Annotated in this window: 10 protein-coding genes; 7 read left to right on the top strand and 3 right to left on the bottom strand. The window is 56.6% G+C overall.

Features of this window, described 5'->3' with window-relative positions:
- Positions 1 to 156: 156 nt before the first annotated feature.
- From PRZ03_RS17900 to PRZ03_RS17875, 6 genes are all read left to right on the top strand, one after another.
- The gene (locus PRZ03_RS17900; RefSeq protein WP_273601593.1) at positions 157 to 2,262 is read left to right on the top strand and encodes a TonB-dependent siderophore receptor; all 2,106 of its coding nucleotides are present in this window, start codon (positions 157 to 159) and stop codon (positions 2,260 to 2,262) included.
- 288 nt (positions 2,263 to 2,550) lie between these two features.
- Positions 2,551 to 3,744, top strand: coding sequence for an esterase-like activity of phytase family protein (locus PRZ03_RS17895; RefSeq protein ID WP_273601592.1), 1,194 nt, complete (start codon positions 2,551 to 2,553; stop codon positions 3,742 to 3,744).
- Between the two features lie 780 nt (positions 3,745 to 4,524).
- The gene (locus tag PRZ03_RS17890; protein WP_273601591.1) at positions 4,525 to 6,093 is read left to right on the top strand and encodes a methyl-accepting chemotaxis protein; all 1,569 of its coding nucleotides are present in this window, start codon (positions 4,525 to 4,527) and stop codon (positions 6,091 to 6,093) included.
- Positions 6,094 to 6,135: 42 nt separating this feature from the next.
- Positions 6,136 to 6,561: a bacteriohemerythrin gene (locus tag PRZ03_RS17885; RefSeq protein ID WP_273601590.1), complete on the top strand. Its 426-nt coding sequence runs from the start codon at positions 6,136 to 6,138 to the stop codon at positions 6,559 to 6,561.
- 9 nt (positions 6,562 to 6,570) lie between these two features.
- On the top strand, positions 6,571 to 9,054 hold the full coding sequence (locus PRZ03_RS17880) for an EAL domain-containing protein (RefSeq protein ID WP_273601588.1): 2,484 nt from the start codon (positions 6,571 to 6,573) through the stop codon (positions 9,052 to 9,054).
- A gap of 30 nt (positions 9,055 to 9,084) precedes the next feature.
- A complete protein-coding gene (locus PRZ03_RS17875) occupies positions 9,085 to 9,489 on the top strand; it encodes a bacteriohemerythrin (protein WP_273601587.1) in 405 nt (134 codons plus the stop codon).
- Between the two features lie 522 nt (positions 9,490 to 10,011).
- Here PRZ03_RS17875 and PRZ03_RS17870 read toward each other — a convergent pair.
- The 3 genes from PRZ03_RS17870 to PRZ03_RS17860 form a co-directional block, all read right to left on the bottom strand.
- The gene (locus PRZ03_RS17870; protein WP_273601585.1) at positions 10,012 to 10,908 is read right to left on the bottom strand and encodes a hypothetical protein; all 897 of its coding nucleotides are present in this window, start codon (positions 10,906 to 10,908) and stop codon (positions 10,012 to 10,014) included.
- Positions 10,901 to 11,860, bottom strand: coding sequence for a hypothetical protein (locus PRZ03_RS17865; protein ID WP_273601584.1), 960 nt, complete (start codon positions 11,858 to 11,860; stop codon positions 10,901 to 10,903). The genes PRZ03_RS17870 and PRZ03_RS17865 overlap by 8 nt, the downstream gene beginning before the upstream one ends.
- Positions 11,861 to 12,257: 397 nt before the next feature.
- On the bottom strand, positions 12,258 to 13,616 hold the full coding sequence (locus tag PRZ03_RS17860; RefSeq protein WP_273601583.1) for a replication initiation protein: 1,359 nt from the start codon (positions 13,614 to 13,616) through the stop codon (positions 12,258 to 12,260).
- 2,330 nt (positions 13,617 to 15,946) lie between these two features.
- Between PRZ03_RS17860 and PRZ03_RS17855 the strand changes: the two genes are divergently transcribed.
- Positions 15,947 to 17,073, top strand: a protein-coding gene (locus PRZ03_RS17855; protein ID WP_273601582.1) for an IS3 family transposase whose coding sequence is annotated in 2 segments (ribosomal slippage) — positions 15,947 to 16,208 and positions 16,208 to 17,073 — 1,128 coding nt in all. Because the reading frame shifts where the segments join, the coding sequence is not laid out codon by codon here.
- Positions 17,074 to 17,078 lie beyond the last annotated feature (5 nt).

Genomic DNA, 17,078 nt, shown 5'->3' with positions numbered 1-17,078 from the left:
ACGAATTATTCTCATTTGTAGTACGATTGAAAACCTGCGCGAACGAGATTGGCGTCAACCTGCTGAGCAGTTGGCGGCGTCTCGCTCTTTCTTGCCGAGCAGCGCCCGCCGCAACGCGGTGTTCTCGCTCACATATGAATCACACCCCAAAAAAGAATGAAGAAGAATATTGTTGTTACTGCATGTGCGCTTGCAACGGCCCTGTATGCAGCCGAGTACGTCCAAGCCCAAGAAGCAACGCTCGAGAAGATCGTCGTCACCGGCAAGCGTGCCAACCGAATCTCCAAGGGCGCCACCGGCTTGGCGCTGGAGCTGAAGGAAACGCCGCAGTCGATCAGCAGCATCGACAAGGACGAGATGGCCGACTTTGGCCTGACCGGCAGCAATGAGGCGCTGGGCCTGGCCACCGGCATCAACGTCGAGCAGTACGAAACCAACCGCGCGATCTTCAATGCACGCGGCTTCGAGATCCAGTTGACCCAGATCGACGGCCTCGGCATGACCAACTCCTGGGGTACCGTGGTCGGGCGAGAGGACACCTTTTTGTTCGAGAGCATCGAACTGGTGCGCGGTGCCAACGGCCTGCTGACCGGCGTGGGCAACGCCTCGGGAACCATCAACTACATCCGTAAGCGGCCCAAAAACGAGGCCAGCACTCAGGTCATCGTGTCGGCTGGGTCCCATGCTCTGAAGCGCGTGGCGCTGGACTACAACAAGGTGCTGACGCAGGACGGCGCCTGGGCCGCTCGTTTGGTGCTCGCCCATGAAGACCGCGAATCCCATCTGCGCGACCTGCGCGACAAGCGCACGACCGTCTACGGCGTGGTTGACGGCCAGATCGGCCGCGACGGCGTGTTGACGGTGGGCGTCACTGCGGTCGATGCCAAGCAGGATTCGCCGATGTGGGGCTCGCTGACCCTGCTACGCTCGGACGGAACCCAGGCCGAATTCCCGGTAGGTTCGTCGACCTCGCAGCACTGGACATACTGGAACACCAAGTCCGTCAATGCCTTCGTCGAATACGCCCACCGGTTGGGCGAGGACTGGGATGCCAAGCTGACGTACAACAATCGCCAAGGCGACGAATCGACCCGCCTGCTGTACGCGTACTCGAATAGCGGCATGCTGAACCCGGACAACACCGGCCTGGTCGGCTGGCCCTACCGCAGCATCGGCGACAGCGACAGCCAGGTGCTGGATGCCAACCTCAGCGGAAAGTTCAGCGCCTTCGGCCGCAAGCACGACCTGCTGGTCGGCCTGAGTCGCTCGACCAACAAGACCGCCGACGACAGCTACGCCGCACTGACCCACGCGGCGGATGCGCTGCCGGCGTTTCCGTTTGGCGGCGACGTGTATGCGGAGCCGGAATGGGGCCCGCGCCTGCCGCGCGTTCGCGGCGAGCAAACGCTGACTCGGCTGTATGGCGTCTCGCGCATTGCCATCGCCGATGGGCTGAAGGGCATCCTGGGCGTCAACGCCGTCCGCCTGGAGCGCAGCGGTGCCTCTATCTATGGCGCTGCGGCCACCAACACCGTCTATCCGGACACCCAGGAGGTCAGCCCCTATGTCGGCATCACCTATGACGTCACGCCCGATGTCGTCGCGTACGCGTCCTACTCTGACATCTTCCAGAACCAAGATCAGACCGACAAGAAAGGTGAGTACCTGGCGCCGATGAAGGGTGTCAACACCGAAATCGGCGTCAAGGCGGAATGGCTGAACAAGTCGCTGCTGTCTACCTTCGCGCTGTTCGCGGCCAAGCAGCAAGGGTTGGCGACGCTCGCCGGCAAGATCACCGATGTGCCCACGACCGACCCGCTCTACAACCAGGATTGGTACGAGGGCAAGGACGTGGACTCAAAGGGTTTGGAGATCGAGCTCAGCGGCCGCATCAGCAAGGACACCCGCCTGACCCTGGGCTTCACCCGTTTGATCCTGACCGGGGACGATAACAAGGATGCCAGCGAGTGGGTGCCGCGCAATGTCGTCAATTTCCGTGCCGACACACGCATTCCCCTATTGCCGGCCTTGCGCGTAGGCGTGGGCGGTCGTTGGCAGGCCGATGTGTTCAAAGTCGGCGGTCCCAAGCAAGACGCCTACTTGGTGGCCAACGCCTTCGCCGCCTATGCGGTGACGCAGGACGCGACGCTGCGCCTGAATGTCAACAATCTGCTCGACAAGAAGTACATTGGCGGCCTGGTTTACGGCGCCATGTATGGCGCGCCGCGCAACCTTGCGTTGACGCTCGAGTACAAACTCTGATGCCTTGACTATGCTGCGTTTACCGACAGCATTTGTGGCCTTGACGTGTCCTGCAGGTAGGGGGGAGTTGGCAAGGTTGGACAGCGGACTGAATGCCCGCAATGGGCACGTACCGGCGCCCACTCTGCGCATCCGAATGACAAGAACTGGCCGGGACCTTGAGGCCGCATCACCGCCCGTAAGCCGTCGTTGCCTGGCCTGATCTGTTCGACTCATGGGGCGCTGCCATACTTTCATAGGCGGTCGATAGGCTGGGCGGCATTCCTAAACCCTTCCGGAAAGCCCCTCATGAAGTACCGCGCACTCATCCCCTTGGCCTTGGCTTGCACCGTGTTCAGCAGCCAGGCGGCTGACTTCCAACTACGTCTGATTGGCAGCACCGCCGTGCCCACGGGCACGATGTTCCAGGGCGTGGAGTTCGGTGGTATCTCGGGCCTGGACCGCGCGGCCGATGGCAGCTACTACGCCATCTCGGACGACCGCGGTGGCGAGCGCGGCACCCCGCGCTTTTATAACTTGAACCTGGACTACGATGCCAACGGCTTCAAGGCCGTGACCGTCAATAGCCAGACCTATATGAAGCGTCCTGACGGCAGCGCCTTCCCGTCCAACGCCCGCACGGTGGACCCCGAGAGCATCCGCGTGGCGCCCAATGGCAATCTGTACTGGTCCAGCGAAGGCAACTGGAACGCCGACCCCAAGCTGCGCTTCCAACCCTTTGTCCGTGAAATGACGACCAACGGCAGCTTTGTGCGCGAGTTCAACACGCCGGCCATGTTCAATTACGTGGACAACGCCACCACCGGTGGCCGCAACAACAAACTGTTCGAGGCGCTCACCGTGGCCCCCAATGGCACGGTTTGGACGGCCAATGAAGATGCCCTGATCCAAGACGGCAAGCTCACTTCCATCAACAGCGGCAGCACCGTGCGCGTCACCGCGCTGAACCCGCTCACCGGCCAGTCGGGCGCGCAATACGCCTACCAGCTGCCCCCCATCCCCGTAGACGCCGCCCCAGGTGCACCCTTCGGCCCGGACAACGGCCTGCCCGAGTTGCTGGCGTTGTCGGACACCCGCTTCTTGGCCGTGGAACGCGCCTTCGCCTCGGGTGTGGGCAACACCATCCGCTTGGTGCTGACAGACACCACCGGCGCCACCGACGTGAGCGGCATCGCAAGCTTGAATGGCGCCAGCGGCGTCACCGCCATGAGCCGCGAAGTGCTGTTGGAAATGGCCCTGCAATTCCAAGGCATCACCATGGACAACACCGAAGCCATCACTTGGGGCAAGACCCTGGCCAACGGCAACCGCACCCTGGTGCTGGCCGTTGACAACAACTTTGCCGCCAACCAAAGCACCCAGTTCATGGCCTTTGAAGTCAGCGCCGTGCCCGAGCCCCAAAGTTGGGCGCTGATGCTGGCCGGTTTGGTTGGCTTGATGGCTCGTCGCCGTGTGCCAGGCTGTGATCGCCGCACGGTCTAAGGTCTCGATATTGCCCTCTGCAGAAACAGCGGGCTAAGTGGAACAGGGTCTGGTCTTGCGGCCTGACCTGGTTTCTCGTCAGCGGTGTATGCCCGCCGTCACGCTGTGTAACTTTGGCTCGCCGTTCTTCACAGAGGGCTTTGAGCTCGCAATGGGCCTGTGGGCACCGTGCCGGCGCCTGCTCTACGCACCCGAGTGACAAGAACTGGCCGGGACCGTGGGGGCCGCATCATTGCCCGTAAGCCGACGTTGACCAAAACGGTTGGAGAACCGAACGCCAGCTTTGCGGCGCCTATTCGAACTGTCGGCTTGGAACAAGCCCGGACATTTCGAGGTCACTGCCCGCGTAGCAACTCGGTGCCCAGAGCCGCCCTTGGGTTCTTCCGCGTGAGGCACTGCAACCCCACGCTCACTACTTGTGAGCGGTCTTTCAACGCTGACCGTTCTAAGCAGATAGCCTTTCAAGGCTGGGCGCTACTGTCGCCGTTTCTTCTTCAAGTTCTGCGTTGTGCTGGGTTGCTTATTCTATTTGAGTCAATGCCTCATCGATCTGGCTGACCCGCAGGTTTTGTTCGTTGCTGCCGGCACTGATCCCCCCATTACGCAAGGAATGCGGCCATATTGATGCAGGACAACCGCAAGTCCAGTGAGGATGGGATAGTTGTCGCGGGTGTTAGCGGTAGCTCTAAAGATCTAACCCCAACTAGGTTGAACCCCGTAGCCTTGAATTGCTGCACAACGGAACCGCCCTGTCAGGCGGCCCAACCAAGGGAATCTGCAATGCGTTCTTTCACGAACCTTAAAATCGGCTTCCGCTTGGCCATTGGCTTTGGTGTACTGCTCTTCATGATGGTCGCTATAGCGGGAGTGAGCCTGCTGCGCTTCGCCGAAGTCAACACAGTCAACAGTCGCATCATTGAAAAGGACTGGGTTAAGTCAGAGGCAGCCAATGTCATCAATGCAACGACACGAGCGAATGCGCGCAATACGATGGAGTTGCTGATTGCCAGTGACCCTGCCCAGACTGCGAAGATCAAGCAGTCCATTGATGTCAACAAGAAAACCATCAGCGCTGCACTCGAAACCTTAACGCAGCTTGTCTATTTGCCCGAGGGCAAGGCTTTGCTGGCGACGCTGGTCGAGCAGCGCAAGTGGTACGTGACATCATTTTCCAAAGTTGCAAAGCAAATTGAAGATGGGCAAAGAGAGGCTGCCATCGCGACCATGAACAGCGAAACTCTGCCGGCATTGGACGCAATGCAACAGCCCATCGTTGCACTTACCGAGCTGCAAAAGAAAATTGTAGTAAACAGTAGCACCGAGGTCCGCGATCGAATCGACTCGGCCACGGTTCTGCTGAACATGCTGTGTTTCTCTGGTTTAGTGGTAGGGGTCGGCTTTGCTTGGTTCACCACGCGCTCCATTACACAACCAATTCAGGAAGCGGTGCATATTGCGCGCACAGTGGCGTCCGGAGATCTCACGACCGAAGTACAGGTCTATTCCAAGGATGAATGCGGTCAGTTGCTGCAGTCCCTGCAGGATATGAACGACAGCCTGATCAATATTGTGAACCAGGTGCGCAGCGGTACGGAATCGATGGCTACCGCCACCTACGAAATTGCAGGCGGCAATATGGACCTTTCGTCTCGCACCGAAGAACAGGCCAGCGCACTGGAGCAAACTGCAGCGTCTATGCATGAACTGGCCTCTACGGTCAAACAGAACTTTGAATCAGGAAAGCACGCCAACCAACTGGCGGAATCTGCAGCCCAGGTAGCTGCAAGGGGTGGAACGGTTGTAGGGCAGGTGGTCCACACGATGGAGGCCATCAACGTCTCTTCTAAAAAGATTGCCGACATCATCGGTGTGATAGATAGCATCGCGTTCCAAACCAATATTCTGGCGCTCAACGCGGCGGTTGAGGCTGCACGAGCGGGCGAGCAGGGGCGCGGTTTTGCCGTGGTCGCGGCCGAAGTGCGCTCTTTGGCTGGCCGCTCTGCTGAGGCGGCGAAAGAGATAAAAATCCTTATCACCACATCGGTAGGCAATGTCAGTGAAGGTTGCAAGCTTGTCGAGCAAGCTGGTAGCACCATGGATGAAATTGTTGTTCACGTCAGGCGTGTGGCGGACCTGATGGGCGAAGTCACCAGCGCCAGTCAGGACCAAACATTGGGTATTGAACAAGTTAACCAGGCCATTGGCCAAATGGACACCGTCACACAACAAAATGCTGCGTTGGTGGAAGAGGCTGCCGCTGCGGCGCAGTCTCTGGATCATCAGGCCAAAACGCTGGTGCAGGCGGTCAGCGTGTTCAGACTCGGACAGCGCGCTGCAATAAGTCGGTAGCACGTTTCTCCGTCTCTACCAATCGTTTGAAGGGAGACTGGAATGGCATATTTTGAGTGGGCCGATGACATGGCCATTGACGAGGGGCCGATCGACGACGACCACATGAAGTTGGTCAATTTGGTAAATGAGTTGCACACGGCAACCAGCGAGGGGCGTGGACAAGAGGTGGTTGAGAAATTGATGAATGAACTGATCACCTATACCAAAGAGCATCTTCAACGCGAAGAGCAGATCATGGAGGCACTGCGCTTTCCAAACCTAGAACGGCACAAAGTTGGTCATGCGAAATTTGCCGACCAGCTGCGTGTACTTCGCGAAAAATATGAATCTGGCAGTATCACTGTCGCTTCGCAGTTGTCTGCGGTCTTGCGGGACTGGTTGTCGCTACATATTCGGCGGTCCGACAAGGAGATCAAGGTCTTTCTCCAAAAAAAGACGAAGCGATCTGGCGTTATGCCTCCTTAGGGGCAGGCGTTGACAACCGACACCACTGAAGATCCGGGGCCACAAACCGCTCCGTTGTCACATCTTCCGCGTGCCAGTCTGCGAACGCTGCTGCTGGTCATCGTGGGAGGGTTCGCTATCTCCACGGTCTCAATGATATGGGTTGTATCGCGTGAGTTCAATGCCTTGGCGGAGGTGAACCGGCAAGTCGAGGCGGCTGGGCGGCTGCGCATGCTTTCGCAGCACGTGGCGCTACTTGCGCACCGTGCAAGCCGGGATGGGTCAGTGGAACTCAAGCAGTTTGAAAATGCTGTGCGCGAGTTTGATGTAAAGCTTGCAGAGCTGCGCGCGGTGGAGGATGCGGACTTAGATACGGCTCATATTTTCGCGCTAGACCGTGTAGAAATTCAGTGGCAAAGGCTGAAGAGCCTCAGTCAAGGTTTGGTGAAAAAGGCCCACATCACTACGTATGCGGAGGAGTTAGATCTGGCTCAGATTGCGTCTGCAACGCTCAAGGCCGCGGAAGAAAACGTGGAGCTGTATCTACCTGCCGTAGATGATGCAAAAAGGCGTATTGCTGCACTTTTCCCCTTGAGTATTTTGTGGAGTATGGTGGTACTTTCTGGTCTTGTCTGGCTGCTGCGTAAGCGCATCTTTCAACCTTTGCTTGCGCTGGGGATGTTGATGGACAAGATCGCTGCAGGGGAGCTGTCCATTCGTGGGGCAGCCGAGTTCAGCGACGAAATTGGGCGCTTGGTGCACCATGTCAACCACGTGGCAGAGTGTCTTGAGCGTGACAACTCTGTGCAACAGACCACATTGGCGGAATTGCGCGACAGCGAAATACGGCACCGTACGCTGTGGGAAATGTCAAGTGAGGCCATCGTTACCTTGAATGTCAATGGGATCATTGCTTTTGCCAACCCTGCGGTCTTTGGCATTTTTGGTTACCAGCCAGTGGAGTTGATTGGAAAAGCAATAGCAGTACTGCAGCCGGAACGACTTCGCGAGAGACACCTGAACGGGATGGCGCGTTATAAGGCCAGTGGCCGGCGGTCACTGGATTGGGCGAGCATTGAGACCCAAGGTCTGCACAAAGATGGCCATGAAATCCAACTTGAACTGGCCTTTACGGATATGCAGCTATCGCAGACCCGCTGGTTTGTAGGCACGTTTCGCGATATTACCCAGCGAAAGGCCCATCAGGAGGCGTTGATGCGCAGTGCAAACTACGATGCGCTCACCAATCTGCCGAACCGCTTGTTGTTATACGACCGTATCGAGCACGCCATCGCATTTTCCAAACGGCATGGCAGTACGTTTGCGGTGCTTTATCTTGATCTCGACAATTTCAAAATCATCAACGACACGCTAGGGCATGAGTGTGGTGATTTGCTGTTGTGCGAGGCGGCGCGGCGACTTTTGACTTGTGTGCGCGACGGCGATACGGTGGCTCGCATGGGGGGGGATGAGTTTGTTTTAGTGCTAAGTGAAATGCAGAGTAAAAATGACGTGGATAGGGTGGCGCAGCGGGCGCTCGATGTCATGTCGGCTTCATTCAACTTGGCTAGTCGTGAAGCGTTTGTAGGTGTCAGTATTGGTGCCAGCGTCTTCCCGGACGATGCTAGTACTCGCGTCGACTTGTTGCTGCAGGCAGATATTGCGATGTACAAAGCCAAGGACCTTGGACGCAACAATTACCAGCGCTACTCAGAGCAGATGCAGGCACGATTCAAGTGGCGCATGTCAACGGAAGTGCTGTTACGCCATGCTATCGAGGCGGATGAGTTGGTGTTGCATTACCAACCGCAAATTGATCTGAGAAGTGGCCGTATAGTCGGGGCGGAGGCCCTTATTCGCTGGGAAAGTCCGAGTTTGGGGCGTATTTCTCCGGCGCAATTTATTCCCTTGGCTGAAGAGACTGGGTTGATCGTTCCAATAGGCCGTTGGGTTATTGAGCGTGCTTGTCGTGATGCTGCGTCCTGGATGCGCAGCACAGAAGGCGCCCACTGTGTGGTGGCGATTAATTTGTCCGCACGCCAATTCAACGAAGAGGCGCTCATGGCAGGCATAACCTCCGCATTGTCCGAGAACCAACTCGCAGCGCACCACGTTGAATTCGAAATCACAGAGAGCATGGTGATGCAAGACCCGGTAAGTGCGTCAGGCATTCTTAAAAAACTTCGCGACATGGGTTGCAAAGTTGCTCTGGATGATTTTGGTACAGGGTATTCCAGTTTGGCCTACCTGCGCACGTTTCCACTTGATTGCCTGAAAATTGACAGGTCGTTGGTCACCGATGTAGCGATAGTATGTGCGGTAGTGCAGATGGCGCAGGCCTTTGGCTTCAAAACTTTGGCCGAGGGCGTGGAAGACGAAGCCGTCTTGGCCGTACTGCAAGACGTGGGGTGTGACATCGTGCAGGGCTATTACTATGCGCGGCCTATGCCATTGGAGGAGTTCAAAAGCTATTTGCGATCGCACTCTGAAAAATTTCCTGCCAGCGTCAATTAGGGGCGCGAAGAATCGAGAAGACGTAGCCGCATGAAACTGACTTGGGACAACAGATTCACCACTGGTATTCGCACTGTCGACCTTCAGCACCAGGAGTTAATGGAAATCCTCAATGCGCTGGATGAGTTGGAGTTGTCGGCAGCCAGGGAGCAGTCACTCAAGCAACTTTTGGCGCAGTTGAAGCAGTACGTGATTTTCCACTTCAGCCATGAGGAGGATTTGATGGAGCGGAACTTCGTCCCTTTGGGCACACGGACGGCCCATTTGGCGCAGCATGCAAACTTCGCTAGGCAAATTGACGTGGCTACGCAATCCCTGCTGACTGCATTCAATCCAGATGCCAAAGCCGAATTGGTACAGTTTTTGCAGCAGTGGCTACTTGAGCACATCATGGTGACCGACATGGAGTTTGCCCGCCACATCCGCTTAAAGTGAGTTGCCTATTACAACCTGTAAGGGCAAGCTGAATTCGTTGTAGACCATTTAGATGCCCGAGGATCTCGCCCGGCGGGGAGTTAAAACTCCCTAATTGAGCCGTGCACATATGCATTCGGTGCAGCCGCTGGCGATGTCGGTTAGCTGCCGGTCGCGAGCGCCCGCTTGTGACCGGTCGCTTAGATTCGTTGATCAACTGGCAATGCCCGCTTTGGGCACGGAGCTGCCCTCCGCAGGAGCGTCTGCCGTTCATACCAGCGCAGCCGATTGTTTCTTCGCCGCCTGGGAAAGCTGACGTTCGACCAATGAAGCGCCCAACGGCCGGTGTTGGCAACTGAGGTTCATGGGACACCAAAAAACGAATGGCAGCAGCACTCTGTTTTTTATGCTGCAGCCCTAATTATTCGTCTGCAATAATTCAAAATAATTGGGACATGCATCGCCTGCAGGTGATCCATCGATGCAACTTCGGAGTTCAACGGGATGCTGTCCAGGCGACTGGTCAGCCACGTTAATTGACTTTTATTGCAACAGAACCTTAGCTTTAGCCGCGCGCACCAAACGAACGAACTCGGTGACTAGGCCGCTGACCTCGCGAAGCTCCAAGGTGCGCGCTTCATCGTCGTTGATATCGTAGAACTGAACATAGCGGCCGGGCCCGTCCTTGAGATAGCCGGCCGTGTGCTCGTCGGTGCAGAACTTTTCTTCCAACGTGTCGAGCGCCAACTGAAGCTGCTCTGCATAGGCCCCGGCGGCCAGCCTTGCTCCGAACTGCTCAGCAATGGACGCCGGCGCGTTTTCGTAGTGCCGCAGGACGTGCACGAGGTCGGCAACGTCCTTGGCTTCGAACCGGTACTTCATGGCCAGCGCCTTCAATGCCACGAAGGCGCTGGCGTCAGCATGCCGGATAGTTTCCGATGAGATGCCGGCGCCATCAGGCCTGACGAAGCAGATGGTGTGAGCGACAAACCAGTCCTTGGCCATCCCGGCGTGAGGAATCCTGCATGCTGAAATCTCCTCCCCATCCAGGTTCACCACCCCCTTTTCGCTCGGGTCATCTGAGTTCACCAGGAATTCGACGACGACCACCAAGCCTTTGACGTCCAACTGCCACTGCCATGAACTCGCCTTTCCGTCGTCTCGTACCAACCGCTGGAAGCCAGCCTTCTTGAGTTGGTCTCGCAAAGAGCTGTAGTCCTCTCCTGCCAGCAGCACCTGGACATCGAGCACGATGTCGACGTCTGTCGTGCCGACGTGAGCGGGTTCGGTCGGCGCCAAGTAGCGTGGTACGAGGCCGCCAATTAAGCGCAAGCTGTCCTTGAATCCGCCGAAGGCTTCATGAAGAAGCCCAAGCGCGACTTCACAGGCGACCGTCGTCTCCTTGCTATAGAGCGCGGCCTTTTTATGCTTTTCAGCCATGTATCTCTTCTCCCAATTTCAGTGCCTTGCGCCGAAATTCTGCGGCGAGCTCCTTGTTTCTGCCGACGCCGTCTAGCAGGTCCAGGTACATCACGAACCGGCTTGCGAAATGTGAACCTGGCCGTTCGGGATTGGTGTCGCCGAACATGAGCGATGCGCCAGTGCGTTCGACGAAGGTCACGTTTGCCCCCTTCTCCGCCGGCTCGAGCGCCATTGCGGCGGCCCACTCCTTGCTAACGCCTGGTGGCACGATGATGGACGCGCGGTCCACGGCAGTCAGGTGCGGCGCCATGGCATTGGCTGCTCCGGCCCCGGTCAATGCCCAGCCATTGCGATTAGCGAGCCGCTCAAGCATGTGGTCGACGATTCCGCCGCGTCCGCTGGCATAGGCGTACCACCGAGTGCGCTTTTCCCTGGGCAGTCTTTGCCTCCAAACGTCTGCCCAGGCGTCGAGCAATAGGCCCGGGTGACTGAGCCTGCGTCGGAGAGTGGGCCCAGAACCCCTCATGTCAACCCATGACTGCCGTTCGAGCTCCTTCATGGTTGTCGACACTGTAAATGGCGACGTCTCTGCCAGATTCGCAAGGTCAGCGCCAGACAGCCACGCATCATCGCCTTCGATACGCCAGTGCTCGAGCAGTGCATGGACCACCTGCTCCCGAGCGCCGTTGAATACGCTTCGGATTCTTCGCTCCTCAGCGGGCTCGTTGCTTTCTCGCCTGATGTCGATGTGCCTGAGTCCGTGTCTGTAGTACAGCGTGCCAGAGGCGACCTCAAAGAAGTTGACTTCTTCGTCGCGCAGCAGCTTTTGAGCACCGTCGCTGAGGTAGGTCGAGACCACAACTGGCACTTCATCGGCCTCAGCAAAATACTTGGCACGGGCCGCGAAAGTGTCCACCAACTTCTTTGCATCGCGGGGGTAGACACTGTCCTTGGCCTCAATGCCAAGCACTGTGTCTCGCCCTATATCGCCGAGACGGACGTGTACGAGGAAATCGAGTCGGACTCGGCCAACGTTGTCGGAAACCACTTCCTCTTTGCAATCGACAACCTCCATCCCAGTGACCTGGTCGAGAGCCTCGAGAAAGCGCCGAACGCGAGCGTCTGGTATGTTTGCCATACAGAGTATATTAGCTGCGCAGCAAATATATGTCAAATCGCTAATTTATGCAAAAAGTCTATATTTGCTGCACAGCAAATATAGACTCGATCCCTCGACGCAGCCGCGTAGCGTTTCCCTCTGGAACCCGCACAGGCGCCCGCCGCATTTCGGTCACAGTTGGCAAATTCGCCCTTGATTCGAATACATCGATGAATTGGCGCGCTAATCCTTGAACCGCGCCGCCTCATCACGGGACAGCACCGAACTGCTCGATAAATTGAGCAAGCGCCTGGGCTGAGGGCTCACCCCAAAGCTCGTTAGCGTACCAAGGTGCGAATATGGCTCGAGCCATGGCGGTGTCTATGCCCTTAGAAATCTTGATCGCCTTGGTCGGGTTTTGAGCCTTGAACGAGTCGAAGATCGACTTGCGCTCACTTTCGTCGAGCTCCTTGTAGACGCCGAGAGCGTCTTGTGCCCGCGCCGAAAGGAAACGCTCCATCACGTTGGGAACGACGGCCTTCTTCAAAGTTGCGGTGCCAGCTCCCTTAGGTGCGGCGAGCGCCGTGGCGGTGGTCTGCGGATTACGTGAGATGTCTTGCAGCGTCCAGCGGAAATATCCAGCTGGCGTGTCCAGCGGGGCCATCCCTTTAGACTCAGAACGGACCTCCACTCGGGCGATTGCTGCTCGGATTACGGCGTCGCTGTGCTTGGCCGCTAGGTCGCTGGCGTCCGCTTGGCTGAATCCGAACTTCATGATGCGGCCCATCAACTCGACATCGATGACGGGCGGCGCAGGAAACTCAAGCTGAGCCTGCTTTGTCTGCTCGACCCTGAACTGAAGTTTCTCAACACGTCGACCGTTCTTATGTTCCACGAGTTCGATGCTGATGTCCGTGAGCGCATTGATCTCGGCGATCGCTGGCTTCAATGTGTCGCGCTTAAAGTACTTGTAGACCGGCGGCGCTGAGACGGAGATAGGGTTGCCCGTAATCACGCCATACCAATGCTCGTAGCTTTGGATGAAGGTGAGCTTGGATGGATTGGTCGCGTAGCGCCGGCAGATTTCGTAGAGGGCCAATGCGGAGCCCGATTTCAATGAGCTCTGATACACGATCGAAAGGCGCGTATAGGTGCTAGGTGCCATCACCTGCTCGTGAACCTCGGGAGGGAACGCGAAGCCGAACCAGACTTGGCCGGAATGTTTGTTGAAGCCCTCCGGGTTGACCAGTGTCACCGAGGAAACCAAGCGTTCGCTGGTCCATTGCCGCTCGTTCTCCATGAGCAGCTTGATATTCTGCATCTCTTCGAGTTGCTTTTTCAGGTATTGCACATCCTTGCTGTCATAGGCCGCATCACGCGCGAGATCAGACAGCGGGATCCAGAAATACTTCTTCGCCGCTGGCGTGTCTATAGGAGCATTGCGCCCAGGTTCCTTCATCTCTTGGGCGTGATACATCATCACGTTGAATACTTTGCGCGACAGCAGTGAGAGATTCCCCTCAACGACCCGCAAGCCAATGGCCTCGTTGGTCTTGCGAAACTCCCGAAGCTCACTCGACTCGAGAGCCGCAATGTCCCCTGCCCTCCCCCTGCCCTTCGTCGCCATCAGTGTCACCCCTTCTGCGTTCTGGTCAGCCGCACAGCACGCGCCGTGCGCCTCCAACGGTGAATTCTCAACTATATTTTCTCACCTTTCGATGAGCGGGTCGAATTTTCACCTTTGATCCGACAAGCAAACAACGGCACAGTTCGGGACATGTCCTCGACACGGCTTGGATTTGCTCAGAACACCATGGCCCAAATAGGGAATGGAAGGAGGTTGATTGGGCACAGAGAAAAAGTTATCCACAAAAGATGGACAGCCGAGAGTTGCCCACACCCCGTAGAAGCTCACCTTTGGTGTTTTCTCACCCTGAATCCACTCACTTTTGTTCCCTGAAAAGGCTCACCCAAAATGACTTCCCTCCCTGTGCGCCCTCACCTGTGTCCCCGTAGAAGCTCACCGCGCTCCCCGCTAAGGCTCACCTCGATGCCCGCTAGCCCGCGCCAAGCCTAGGTTTCCTGATCTTTAATTTGTATTTAAGGTATTCCAAGAATGTTTATCAACAAACACTCAAACGCGCACACAAGAGTTTTAGGAAAATCTAAGAGCCCAAAAAAGGAGCACCCGACATTCATCAATCGAAAACAGTCTAGATATGAACCGTAGCATGCGACTGGTTCGCAGCTTTACGAAACACCAGTTGAAGGCCAAGAAAGCAATCCTCTCTTCTTGGCCGTAGCGCATCCTCATCAATCAAGTGACATCTCCCGTTGGGACGATCGATCACAATGGCACCCAATAGAGCGCCAGAATGGCGCTTCCTGACCCAACAGAAGGGCTGGCAATGGGTGCCGTAGCCACAGGCTGCCAAAACCAACCTTGATCGCCCTGGCACGAAAGTGTCTCACCGCCACCTGGAAAGATAAAGCGTCAACACACTCTAGGTTTTGTCCAGAACAATAAAAGTCCTCCGACCAATTCATTCGCTTGAGCATTGCCATCTATAAGCCGAAGACATCGACCTATTTGGGTCTAAACATGGTTCGTCCCTTCAGCTGTCGACCACTGGTCGGTGCTACAACGCTTTTTTGACACATCAGGCCCAACATGATGACTGGCCCCAGGTGAGTCCCCGCAAAAGCTCACCTTAAAGCAGCTATGAGCATTTAACGTTAGTTTTTTTGAGTTTCCAACACACGCAGTCGCCCAGTACCGACATTCACGTCAATAAGGCTTTTTGGTCCCTGTAGCGGCTCACCTTTAGTTCTCTAAGCCTTATGGCGGGCCAGCCAACATGGCGAAGGCGACGCAGCGTACGCTGTTCATTTGGCTTAATGCAGCAGCGACAAATGGAAGGGTCCACTTGAACTGGCTGGTCTCCATCAGTAAGCGGGCGCTTGCTAACAAATATACAAGGATCCGTTTTGGATTGATTGACATGAGTCCCTGTAAAAGCTCACCATTTGGCTTTTCAGAAAACGGTCTGCCGCCCCCTTTGCGCTCAGAACGCGCTGAACTGCCTACTAGGCTCATAGTCCAGCACATGCCCACACCTAAGCTGAAGGCGTTCGCTATTGTGTCCATTCTCGAAGAGTTTTCTGTCCCTGTGAAAGCTCACCTTTCAAGGTGTCAGGTGCCTCGCACATGACTTCAAATACGTTGCTGGCTGCGCTTGTGCCCAAGGGAGTGCCATGCTTTTACGAGTCTGACGCCTGACACGCATGCGAAAGGTTTGCCGTCTCTCGAAGAAACAGGGGTCCCTGTGGAAGCTCACCATTCTTGGCTGGGGTCACTTCAGGAAGACTACTTTGAAAAAGAGACATCCGTTTTCACTGTCTGACTACTCTGCCAGGAGTCGCAACGATACCTGCCGCGACTCATTTAAATAGGGTCCCTGGAGCGGCTCACCTTTGGCCCTAGCCGAGAGGACAAGTTCGATCAGTATGTATCGGCGCTAAGCAATGACAGCCGTTTCGGTCCCTGTAGAGCCTCACCATGAGTCCGCGGGACTGATCTTCCTCAGGTACAAGGCTGGCCAAATCCGGGAACAATTCTGGGCGCTTAGCCGAGCCAAGCGGATACATTGGTGATGCTCCAGCCCTCACCGAGCTCACCTTTGTTTACTCCCCGTAGAAGCTCACCTTTGCAAGAATAAAACGGGCTCTAAGGCGTATTTATCCCGTCAAGGCACCTTCTAGCCATGACCGGGCGGCGATCGGTGCGTCTACACCACGCTGATCCCCTACTCTGATCCATGAAAGATGCGGAGACATTGATGAGGTCCCCGATAGGCCTCACCTTTGGCGAATATTTCTATCTTTAATCCGTAAGCTCACCCACCAAGTAGACAACTGAAATCAGAGAATGCGGCCCAACCCGAAAGGAAGAGGCCCATGAGGAAGAGCAAATTCACGGAGAGCCAGATCGTGGCGATCCTCAAGGAAGGCGAGGCAGGCATGCCTGTGGCGGAGGTGTGCCGTAAGCACGCCATCAGCGCGCCGACGTATTACGCGTGGAAAAGCAAGTACGCGGGCGCGACAGTGTCGGACCTGACGCGTATGCGCGAACTGGAGACAGAGAACGCGCGGCTCAAGCGCATGTACGCGGACCTGGCCTTGGAGAACACGGCCATCAAGGACGTACTGTCAAAAAAATTCTGACGCCGTCCGTGAAACGGCAGGCGGTGGCGGTCATGGTGACCGAGCACCGCTTGTCGATCACGCGAGCCTGCCGCGCCGCGGGCTTGTCACGGGCGGCGTACTACAAGGTGCCACCGTTGCCACAGGAGAAGGATGCCGAGGTCATTGATGTGCTCAACGGCATCGTCGAGCGCAACGGCCGATGGGGATTCTGGAAGTGCTTTGACCGGCTGCGCCTGGATGGTCGGCCATGGAACCACAAGCGGGTCTGGCGGGTGTATTGCGACTTGGGTCTGAACATTCCTCGTCGCACCAAGCGCCGTATCCCTAAGCGAGAACCCGTGCCTCTCGCTGCGGGATCGTTCGTCAATCAGGGGTGGGCCTTGGATTTCATGCATGACGTGCTCTACGACGGCCGCCGATTCCGAACCCTCAACGTCATCGACGAAGCCAATCGCGAGGCCCTGGCGATCCAGGTAGCCCAATCACTGCCGGCTTCGATGTTGATTCGAACGATGGACCGTCTGGTGGATTGGTACGGTGCGCCTGAGTCGATTCGCATGGACAACGGCCCCGAGATGACCAGTCATGACTTCGTTGAATGGGCCCAGCGCAAAGGTATTGCCTTGAACTACATCGAGCCTGGCGAGCCCAACCAGAACGCCTACATCGAACGTTTCAACCGGACGTTCCGAACGGAGGTGCTCGATGCCTACCTGTTCAGCTCCATCGAGCAAGTCCAAGCCATCGCCGACGATTGGCTGACCCAATACAACGAGTACCGACCGCATGACGCACTTGGGGGCGTCCCGCCCAAGCAGTTCATGCCCAGACTGATCACTACAACTGCTGCAGACTCTAGAAATCAACTGTCTTCTTGACAGGT

This window comes from Roseateles albus, assembly GCF_028595345.1.
Taxonomy (GTDB): Bacteria; Pseudomonadota; Gammaproteobacteria; order Burkholderiales; family Burkholderiaceae_C; genus Paucibacter_A; species Paucibacter_A albus.
The sequence above is the reverse complement of the archived record's forward strand: the minus strand, read 5'-3'. Positions and strand labels throughout refer to the sequence as shown.

Bases quoted from the DNA above. Each gene is read 5' to 3' on its own strand.
- PRZ03_RS17870 (WP_273601585.1), bottom strand. From the start codon at position 10,908: ATGGCTGAAAAGCATAAAAAGGCCGCGCTCTATAGCAAGGAGACGACG.
- PRZ03_RS17895 (WP_273601592.1), top strand. From the start codon at position 2,551: ATGAAGTACCGCGCACTCATCCCCTTGGCCTTGGCTTGCACCGTGTTC.
- PRZ03_RS17890 (WP_273601591.1), top strand. From the start codon at position 4,525: ATGCGTTCTTTCACGAACCTTAAAATCGGCTTCCGCTTGGCCATTGGC.
- PRZ03_RS17860 (WP_273601583.1), bottom strand. From the start codon at position 13,616: ATGGCGACGAAGGGCAGGGGGAGGGCAGGGGACATTGCGGCTCTCGAG.
- PRZ03_RS17875 (WP_273601587.1), top strand. From the start codon at position 9,085: ATGAAACTGACTTGGGACAACAGATTCACCACTGGTATTCGCACTGTC.
- PRZ03_RS17885 (WP_273601590.1), top strand. From the start codon at position 6,136: ATGGCATATTTTGAGTGGGCCGATGACATGGCCATTGACGAGGGGCCG.
- PRZ03_RS17900 (WP_273601593.1), top strand. From the start codon at position 157: ATGAAGAAGAATATTGTTGTTACTGCATGTGCGCTTGCAACGGCCCTG.